The 8915-nt window shown below is 69.7% G+C and carries 8 protein-coding genes; 7 read left to right on the top strand and 1 reads right to left on the bottom strand.

Features of this window, described 5'->3' with window-relative positions; translation table 11 throughout:
- Nucleotides 1-350 precede the first annotated feature (350 nt).
- The 7 genes from AB0Q90_RS36715 to AB0Q90_RS36685 all read left to right on the top strand — a co-directional run bounded on the left by AB0Q90_RS36715 (nt 351) and on the right by AB0Q90_RS36685 (nt 7791).
- Nucleotides 351-1397, top strand: a complete 1047-nt coding sequence (locus AB0Q90_RS36715; RefSeq protein WP_363165346.1) for a BMP family ABC transporter substrate-binding protein — start codon at nt 351-353, stop codon at nt 1395-1397.
- A 211-nt stretch (nt 1398-1608) separates the two neighbouring features.
- The gene (locus tag AB0Q90_RS36710) at nt 1609-3168 is read left to right on the top strand and encodes an ABC transporter ATP-binding protein (RefSeq protein WP_363165345.1); all 1560 of its coding nucleotides are present in this window, start codon (nt 1609-1611) and stop codon (nt 3166-3168) included.
- Nucleotides 3168-4295 (top strand): ABC transporter permease, encoded by a 1128-nt coding sequence (locus tag AB0Q90_RS36705; RefSeq protein ID WP_363165344.1) that lies wholly within the window; start codon nt 3168-3170, stop codon nt 4293-4295. Before AB0Q90_RS36710 ends, AB0Q90_RS36705 begins: the two co-directional genes overlap by 1 nt.
- Nucleotides 4292-5569: an ABC transporter permease gene (locus tag AB0Q90_RS36700; RefSeq protein ID WP_363165343.1), complete on the top strand. Its 1278-nt coding sequence runs from the start codon at nt 4292-4294 to the stop codon at nt 5567-5569. Before AB0Q90_RS36705 ends, AB0Q90_RS36700 begins: the two co-directional genes overlap by 4 nt.
- On the top strand, nt 5566-5961 hold the full coding sequence (locus AB0Q90_RS36695; RefSeq protein WP_363165342.1) for a cytidine deaminase: 396 nt from the start codon (nt 5566-5568) through the stop codon (nt 5959-5961). The genes AB0Q90_RS36700 and AB0Q90_RS36695 overlap by 4 nt, the downstream gene beginning before the upstream one ends.
- 70 nt (nt 5962-6031) lie before the next feature.
- The gene (locus tag AB0Q90_RS36690) at nt 6032-7315 is read left to right on the top strand and encodes a thymidine phosphorylase (RefSeq protein WP_363165341.1); all 1284 of its coding nucleotides are present in this window, start codon (nt 6032-6034) and stop codon (nt 7313-7315) included.
- Nucleotides 7316-7446: 131 nt separating this feature from the next.
- Nucleotides 7447-7791: an STAS domain-containing protein gene (locus tag AB0Q90_RS36685; protein WP_363165340.1), complete on the top strand. Its 345-nt coding sequence runs from the start codon at nt 7447-7449 to the stop codon at nt 7789-7791.
- Here AB0Q90_RS36685 and AB0Q90_RS36680 read toward each other — a convergent pair.
- Complete coding sequence (locus AB0Q90_RS36680) at nt 7684-8688, bottom strand: sigma-70 family RNA polymerase sigma factor (protein ID WP_363165339.1); 1005 nt, start codon at nt 8686-8688, stop codon at nt 7684-7686. The genes AB0Q90_RS36685 and AB0Q90_RS36680 overlap by 108 nt on opposite strands.
- Nucleotides 8689-8915 lie beyond the last annotated feature (227 nt).

Here is an 8915-nt window from a genome sequence, read left to right as displayed (position 1 = left end):
GGTGGCAGGGGGTCTTGGTGACGGGCGGCGCAGGGTCTCGGCAACCGGCGGCAGAGGGTCTCGGCAACCGGCGGCACAGCGCCTCGGCAACCGACCACAACGCGGCCGAAGGCGGGAGCGCGGGCCGCCCCGCGACGCCGACTCGATCCGCCGGGTCGCCCCAGGTCACCCACCGCCACCTTCCCTTTGCGGTCGGCAAGCCTGGGGCCGGTGCCGAAGTGGCGTTGAGCACGGCCGGATAACAAGAAGGACAGAAGGGGTTTTCAGGCAGGTCTACGCGCGTTAATCTGCGGCGAAGCCAGCGCCGAAGCTGAACCGTCCACGGCGCTTGTACGACAGGAGCACCACACATGCGCCGGATTTCCCGGATCACGGTCGCAGGCGCAGCGACCGCCTCTCTGGCCCTCGCTCTCTCCGCCTGCGGCGGCACCTCGTCCGAGAGCTCGTCCGAGTCGAAGGGCGACAAGGGCCTGGCCATCGCGTACGACGTCGGCGGCAAGGGCGACCAGTCCTTCAACGACGCCGCGTACGCGGGCCTGGAGCAGGCGAAGAAGGAGTTCGGCTACGAGACCGCCGACGTCGAGCCCACCGAGGGCGAGACGGACGCGGACAAGCAGCAGCGCCTGGAGTCGCTGGCGAAGCAGGGCTACAACCCGGTCGTGGGTGTCGGCTACGCGTACGCCACCGCCGTGAAGGGTGCCGCCGAGAAGTTCCCGGACGTCACCTTCGGCATCGTCGACGACTCCACGGTCGAGGCGGACAACGTCGCCGACCTGGTGTTCTCCGAGGAGGAGGCCTCCTACCTGGCCGGCGTCGCCGCCGCCAAGAGCACCGAGTCGAACGTCGTCGGCTTCGTGGGCGGTGTGGACATTCCGCTGATCCACAAGTTCCAGGCGGGCTTCGAGCAGGGCGTCAAGGACACCAACCCCAAGGCCACGGTCATCTCCCAGTACCTCACGCAGACCGCGGAGGAGGGTGGCTTCTCCAGCCCCGACAAGGGCAAGACGGCCGCCGAGGGCCAGATAGAGAAGAAGGCGGACGTCGTCTACGCGGCCGCCGGTCTCTCCGGCCAGGGCGTCATCGAGGCCGCCGCCGCCAACGAGGTGTGGGCCATTGGTGTCGACTCCGACCAGTACAAGCAGGAAGCTCTCGCCAAGTACAAGGACTCGATCCTCACCTCGGCGATGAAGGATGTCGCCAAGGCGGTGTACAACCTGGCGAAGTCGGTCGAGGACGGCAAGCCCGGGACCGGTATCGTTCGTGGCGATCTGAAGTCCGGCGAAGTGAGCCTGTCGAACTCCAACCCGGAGTTCGCGGACAACGCCGAGCTCCAGGAAGCGATCGAGACGGCCAAGCAGAAGATCATCGACGGCGAGATCAAGGTCAAGTCGAGCTGATTACGAGTAAGACCCTGAGCAGCGTGTAACCGCGGGGTTACGTCCGCTCAACGGGGTACGGGGAGGCTTCTCCCCGTACCCCGTTGTCAGCGGTGCGTCGCCCCTTTGTATGCCGTAGGGGCGCTACGCGCGTAGACGACCCCCGTCCCCAGGAGAGTGCGCCATCAACGCGTCCAGCAGCCCTCCGGCCGGAGCGGCGGTCAACGGTCAGGTGACCGCCGTCGAACTCGCCGGGATCACGAAGCGATTCCCCGGTGTCGTGGCCAACCACGACATCCACTTCACCGTCCGCAAGGGCACCGTCCACGCCCTCGTCGGCGAGAACGGCGCCGGCAAGTCGACGCTGATGAAGATCCTCTACGGCATGCAGAAGCCGGACGAGGGCACGATCGCGATCGACGGCGAGCAGGTCACCTTCTCGTCCCCGGCCGACGCCATCGCCCGCGGCATCGGCATGGTCCACCAGCACTTCATGCTCGCCGACAACCTCACGGTCCTGGAGAACGTGGTCCTCGGCAGCGAGAAGCTCTACGGCATCGGCGCCAGGGCCCGCCGTAAGATCAACGAGCTCTCCGACCGCTACGGCCTCGGCGTGCAGCCCGACCGCCTGGTCGAGGAGCTCGGCGTCGCCGCCCGCCAGCGCGTGGAGATCCTCAAGGTCCTCTACCGCGGCGCCACCACGCTGATCCTCGACGAGCCCACGGCCGTCCTGGTGCCGCAGGAGGTCGACGCGCTCTTCGACAACCTGCGCGAGCTGAAGTCCGAGGGCCTGTCGGTCATCTTCATCTCCCACAAGCTGGGCGAGGTCCTCTCCGTCGCCGACGACATCACCGTCATCCGCCGAGGCACCACCGTCGGTACGGCCGTCCCCGCCGAGACCACCTCGCGCCAGCTCGCCGAGATGATGGTCGGCAGCGAGCTGCCCACCCCGGAGACCGCCGAGTCCACGGTCACCGACCGCCCGGTCATCACCGTCGACAAGCTGCGCCTGGAGGCGCTCGGCGGCAAGGCCCTGCTGGACGACATCAGCTTCACCATCCACGCGGGCGAGGTCCTGGGCATCGCCGGCGTCGAGGGCAACGGCCAGACCGAGCTGGTCGACGCGCTCATCGGCCTCAAGGGCGCCGACTCCGGCACGATCACCCTCGCCGACGAGGAGATCACCGCCTGGACCACCCGCAAGCGCCGCGAGCAGGGCGTCGGCTACATCCCCGAGGACCGCCACCGCCACGGCCTGCTCCTGGAGGCCCCCCTCTGGGAGAACCGCATCCTCGGCCATGTCACCGAGAAGCCCAACGCCCAGGGCGTCTGGCTGAACCCGAAGGCGGCCCAGGAGGACACCCGGCGCATCGTCACCGAGTACGACGTGCGCACCCCCGGCATCGACGTCACCGCCGCCTCCCTGTCCGGCGGCAACCAGCAGAAGCTGATCGTCGGCCGCGAGATGAGCAGCAAGCCGCGCTTCCTCATCGCCGCCCACCCCACCCGCGGTGTGGACGTCGGCGCGCAGGCCGCGATCTGGGACCACATCCGCGAGGCCCGCCGCGAGGGCCTGGCCGTACTGCTGATCTCCGCCGACCTGGACGAGCTCATCGGCCTGTCCGACACGCTCCGGGTGATCTACAACGGCAAGCTGGTCGCGGACGCCGACCCGGCCACCATCACCCCGGAGGAGCTCGGCTCGGCCATGACCGGTGCCGCCACCGGTCACCTGGAGCACGAGGAAACCCCCGAAGACGCCCCTGAGTCTCCGGAAGACGAGGCCCGCTGATGAAGAAGTTCGACAAGGAGCGCGTGCTCCTCGCGGTGGCCGGACCGGTCATCGCGCTCGCCGTGGCCTTCGCGCTGAGCTCGGTGGTGCTCATCGCCTCGGGCAAGAACCCGGTCGAGCCGTACACCCTGATGTTCGAGCAGGCCTCGTACTCCGACATCCAGGTCCTGATCATCAACCAGGCCTCGATGTACTACATCGCGGCCCTGGCGGTGGCCATCGGCTTCCGGATGAACCTGTTCAACATCGGCGTCGACGGCCAGTACCAGCTCGCCGCCATGATGGCCGCCATCGTCGGCGCCCACGCCGACCTTCCGGCCGTCATCCAGGTCCCGCTGCTGCTCCTGACCGCCATCTGCACCGGCGCGTTCTGGTCCGGCATCGCCGGCGTCCTGAAGGTCACCCGGGGCGTCAGCGAGGTCGTCGCGACGATCATGCTCAACGCGATTGCCACCTCCGTCATCGCCTACCTGTGGCTGCCCGACGTCTTCGGTGTGAAGGTCGGCAACAACAACACCACCGGCGAGATGCACGAGTCCGGCTGGATCCCGGGCATCGACATGGGCGACGCGGGCGAGATCTACGGCCTGGTCATCCTCGCCGCGCTCCTCGGCATCGGCTACTGGGTCACCCTCAACCGCACCCGCTTCGGCTTCGACCTGCGCGCCTCCGGCGCCTCGGAGACCGCCGCCGCGGCCAGCGGTGTGGACCCCAAGCGGATGGTGCTCACCGCCATGCTGCTCTCCGGCGGCATCGCGGGCCTGGCGGGCCTGCCCATCCTGATGGGCGACACGCACACCTACAGCCTGAACTTCCCCACCGGCATCGGCTTCCTCGGCATCGGCATCGCCCTGCTCGGCCGTAACAGCCCCGTCGGTATCGCGTTCGCCGCCCTGCTGTGGGCCTGGCTCGACAAGGCCTCGCCCGAGCTGGACTTCCACGGCTACGACAAGGAAATCGCGGTCATCATGCAGGGCCTGATCGTGCTCGCGGTCGTCGTCTCCTACGAGGCCGTCCGCGAGTGGGGCCTGCGCCGCCAGCAGCGCCACGTCGGCGCGGAGCTCGCCGCGGGCAACGTCCTCGGCGCCGCCGACAACAACACCACGAAGGAGGTGGCTGGCCGATGACCGCCCCGCAGACCTCAGCGCTCGACGTCAACCAGCCCACGCTGCAGCCCGCGGCGCCGACCGGCCGCCGTATGTCGTGGCCCGTACTGCTGCTGGTCATCGCCGGAGCCCTGGCGCTGACCTCGATCGTCCGCATCATCACCGGCGCCGACGGCATCACCAACGTCAGCCAGATGTCCACCGCGCTCCAGCTCGCGGTGCCGATCGGCCTCGCCGGTCTCGGCGGTCTGTGGGCCGAGCGCGCGGGCGTCGTCAACATCGGCCTCGAAGGCATGATGATCCTCGGCACCTGGTTCGGCGCCTGGGCCGGCTTCCAGTGGGGCCCGTGGACCGGTGTCCTGGTCGGCATCATCGGCGGCTGCCTCGGCGGCCTGGTGCACGCCTTCGTCACCGTCACCTTCAACGTCAACCACATCGTCTCCGGTGTGGCGATCAACATCCTCGCCCTCGGCGCCACCCGCTACCTCGCGCCCCTCGCCTTCGAGGGTCACCCGGGCGGCTCCGCCAAGCAGTCCCCGGCGGTCGACTCCCTCGGCCACTTCACCGTGCCGGGCCTGTCCGACTGGCTGAAGGATCTCAACGACCAGGGCTGGTTCTTCATCTCGGACATCGCCGGCCTGCTCGGCGGCCTGGTCACCAACGTGTCCTGGCTGACCCTGATCGCCGTCGCCCTGATCCCCGGCACCTGGTGGATCCTGTGGCGCACCGCGTTCGGTCTGCGGCTGCGCTCCTGCGGTGAGAACCCCGTCGCCGCCGAGTCCCTCGGCGTCAACGTCTACAAGTACAAGTACCTCGCCGTGATCATCTCCGGCGGTCTGGCCGGCCTCGGTGGCGTCTTCCTCTCCATCGTCGCCAACCCCTTCTACCTGGAGGGCCAGACCAGCGGCCGTGGCTACATCGGCCTCGCCGCGATGATCTTCGGCAACTGGATGCCGGGCGGCCTCGCCCTCGGCGCCGGCCTGTTCGGCTACACCGACAGCCTCAACCTGCGCGGCGGCTCGGAGAACGTCCACGCCCTGCTGCTGCTCGGCGCGCTGCTGCTGATCATCGGCGCCATCTGGCTCGTGATCACCAAGAAGTACGCCTCCTCGATGATCACCGCGGTGATCGGCGCCCTGGTGTTCGCCTGGTACGCCGGCACCAACGAGGTCCCGAACCAGGTCGTGTCGGCCACGCCGTACGTCATCACCCTGATCGTCCTCGCCCTGTCGGCCCAGCGCCTGCGCATGCCGAAGGCGGACGGTCTGCCGTACCGGAAGGGCCAGGGCAAGTGACCGTCGACTTCGACTGGGACGCCCTGCGGGAGGTGGCGCGCGAGGCGATGAGCCACGCGTACGCCCCCTACTCGGGCTACCCGGTCGGCGTCGCGGCCCTCGTCGACGACGGTCGCATCGTCTCCGGCTGCAATGTGGAGAACGCCTCCTATGGCCTCGGCCTGTGCGCCGAGTGCGGGCTCGTCTCGGAGCTGCAGCGCACCGGCGGCGGCCGGCTGACGCACTTCACCTGCGTCGACGGCAGGGGCGAGATCCTCGTCCCGTGCGGCCGCTGCCGGCAGCTGCTGTACGAGTTCGGCGGCCCCGAACTGCTGCTGGAGACACCGGCGGGGATCCTCCCGCTGTCGGAGATGCTGCCGCAGGCCTTCGGCCCGGACCATCTCACCAAGTAACTCCCGTGCGGCCCCTCTGAACCGCTTCAGAGGGGCCGCGCACTTTCTTGAGAACGTCGGAAGGAAAGCCATGGCCATGGATGCCATCTCCGTCATCCGTACGAAGCGCGACCGCGGTGAGCTCAGCGACGAGCAGATCGACTGGGTCATCGACGCGTACACGCGCGGCGAGGTCGCCGACGAGCAGATGTCGTCGCTCGCCATGGCGATTCTGCTCAACGGCATGAACCGGCGCGAGATCGCCCGCTGGACCGCCGCGATGATCGCCAGCGGCGAGCGCATGGACTTCTCGTCCCTGACCCGCCCGACGGCCGACAAGCACTCCACGGGTGGCGTCGGCGACAAGATCACCCTCCCGCTGGCCCCGCTGGTCGCCGCCTGCGGTGCCGCCGTGCCCCAGCTGTCCGGCCGCGGCCTCGGCCACACCGGCGGCACCCTGGACAAGCTGGAGTCCATCCCCGGCTGGCGCGCGCTGCTGTCGAACGAGGAGATGCTCTCCGTACTGGACGGCACCGGCGCGGTGATCTGCGCGGCGGGCGACGGCCTGGCCCCCGCCGACAAGAAGCTCTACGCGCTGCGCGATGTCACCGGCACGGTCGAGGCGATCCCGCTGATCGCCTCCTCGATCATGTCGAAGAAGATCGCCGAGGGCACGGGCTCCCTGGTCCTGGACGTGAAGGTCGGCTCGGGCGCCTTCATGAAGACCATCGAGGACGCCCGCGAGCTGGCCTCGACGATGGTCGGCCTCGGTACCGACCACGGCGTGAAGACGGTCGCGCTCCTCACGGACATGTCGACCCCGCTCGGCCTGACCGCGGGCAACGCCCTGGAGGTCCGCGAGTCGGTGGAGGTCCTGGCGGGCGGCGGACCTGCCGATGTGGTCGAGCTGACGATCGCCCTGGCCCGCGAGATGCTCGATGCGGCGGGCGTGAAGGACGCCGACCCCGCGAAGGCCCTGGCCGACGGCTCGGCGATGGACGTCTGGCGCCGCATGATCGCCGCGCAGGGCGGTGACCCGGACGCGGAACTGCCCGTGGCCCGCGAGCAGCACGTGATCAAGGCGCCGTCGTCGGGCGTCCTGACCCGCCTCGACGCCTACGACATCGGCGTCGGCGCCTGGCGCCTGGGCGCCGGTCGTGCGCGCAAGGAGGACCCGGTGCAGGCGGGCGCGGGCATCGAGATGCACGCCAAGCCCGGCGACACGGTGACCGAGGGCCAGCCCCTGCTGACCCTCCACACGGACACCCCGGAGCGCTTCGAGTACGCGCTGGCGGCCGTGGAGGGCTCGTACGACATCGCGGCGGCGGGGACGGACTTCACGCCGAACCCGATCGTGCTGGACCGGATCGCCTGAGGCGATCGCTGACTGACAGGGCCGGGGCCTTAGGGCTCCGGCCCTGTCGCATGCCCCTTGTTCTGCATGCCGCTTGTCCGGTGGCTGCGATGAGTTCCGGGCGCCTGCCCGGTCTACCGATCGTGGACGCCATGACACCCGCTGTACTCGTGCTGGCCGGCCCTGTCACCAAGGACGAGGTGACCGGGCTGTGCGACGAGCTGCGGGCGCTGCTGGAGGGCTCGGACGCCGGGGTCGTGGTGTGCGACGTCGGCGGGCTCGGGCCGCCGGGGCTGGGCACCGTCGACCTGCTGGCGCGGCTGCAGCTGGCCGCCCGGCGGTCAGGTGGCCGGATCCGGCTGCGCGAGCCCGATCCGGCGCTGCACGCCCTACTGAACCTGGTCGGCCTCCGCTTCGAGACGGAGGGGCAGCCCGAACAGCGGGAACCACCTCTGCGTGTCGAGGAAGAAGTGGAACCCGGTGAGCCGGCCGTCTGAGATCTCCAGGACCTGCACGGCCCACGGGACGTAGCCGCCCTCCTCCGGGTCCGGCTTGTACTGGGCGAACCCCGGCAGACCGTTGACCTGGACCGGCACCAGACGCGAGCCCTCGCAGGCCGAGCCCAGCGTCGTCATGAAGCCCGCGATGTCGTCGTGGCCCGTCAGCCACAGGTCGAACGGCGGCATCGTCATGATGGCGTCCTCGTGGAGGAGGGCCGTCAGCGCGGTCATGTCGTAGCCCTCGAAGGCGGCGACATACCGCTCCAGGAGCTTTTGCTGCTCCTCGTCCAGCGGGTCCGACACGGCCGCGTCGGCGCCCTTCTCCTCGCGCTCGGCGAGGGTCGCGCGGGCGCGCTGGAGGGCGCTGTTGACCGACGCGACCGAGGTGCCGAGCAGTTCGGCGACCTCGCTCGCCTTCCAGGCCAGCACCTCGCGCAGGATCAGCACCGCGCGCTGCTTGGGCGGGAGTTGCTGGAGGGCGGCCATGAAGGCCAGCCGGACGGACTCCTTGGCGACCGCCGCCTCCGCCGGGTCCGCCACGGTGGGCAGGATGCGGGCGTCCGGCATCGGCTCCAGCCAGGTGTGGTCCGGGCGGGGGGAGAGGGCGGCCTGGGCGAGCGGCGTGGAGTCGGTGAGGTCCATGGGCCGGGCGCGCTTGTTGCCCGCGCTGAGCATGTCCAGGCAGACGTTGGTGGCGATGCGGTAGAGCCAGGACCGGACGCTCGACCGGCCCTCGAACTTGTCGTAGCTGCGCCAGGCGCGGACGAGGGTGTCCTGGACCGCGTCCTCGGCCTCGAAGGACGAGCCGAGCATCCGGTAGCAGTAGCCGGTCAGTTCGACCCGGTGCCGCTCCAGTGTCGCGTCGAGCTCCGTCGTAGTCGCCGTGTTGCCCATCGTCCACCCACCCCTGTGGCCGTCCCTGCGTCGCACGCCTCATAGCGTCCAGCACTTCGGAAGCTACCGCAGCCCACTGACAATGGCGTGCGGAGTGGGGGAAGGTGCAGGTCAGAGGGGTTTCGCCCCCGCCGCCCCCACCCGTCCCGTCCTCCAGGGGGCGCTGCCCCCTGGACCCCCACTCCTCAAACGCCGGACGGGCTGAAACCAGCCCGTCCGGCGTTTGA

Origin of the sequence: Streptomyces sp. NPDC079141, from assembly GCF_040686775.1 — a bacterium.
In the GTDB taxonomy this organism is placed as follows: Bacteria; Actinomycetota; Actinomycetes; order Streptomycetales; family Streptomycetaceae; genus Streptomyces.
Note: the sequence above shows the minus strand (reverse complement) of the source record. Positions and strands in the feature narration are given on the sequence as shown.

Bases quoted from the DNA above. Each gene is read 5' to 3' on its own strand.
- AB0Q90_RS36690 (WP_363165341.1), top strand. From the start codon at position 6,032: ATGGCCATGGATGCCATCTCCGTCATCCGTACGAAGCGCGACCGCGGT.
- AB0Q90_RS36685 (WP_363165340.1), top strand. From the start codon at position 7,447: ATGACACCCGCTGTACTCGTGCTGGCCGGCCCTGTCACCAAGGACGAG.
- AB0Q90_RS36705 (WP_363165344.1), top strand. From the start codon at position 3,168: ATGAAGAAGTTCGACAAGGAGCGCGTGCTCCTCGCGGTGGCCGGACCG.
- AB0Q90_RS36680 (WP_363165339.1), bottom strand. From the start codon at position 8,688: ATGGGCAACACGGCGACTACGACGGAGCTCGACGCGACACTGGAGCGG.
- AB0Q90_RS36700 (WP_363165343.1), top strand. From the start codon at position 4,292: ATGACCGCCCCGCAGACCTCAGCGCTCGACGTCAACCAGCCCACGCTG.
- AB0Q90_RS36715 (WP_363165346.1), top strand. From the start codon at position 351: ATGCGCCGGATTTCCCGGATCACGGTCGCAGGCGCAGCGACCGCCTCT.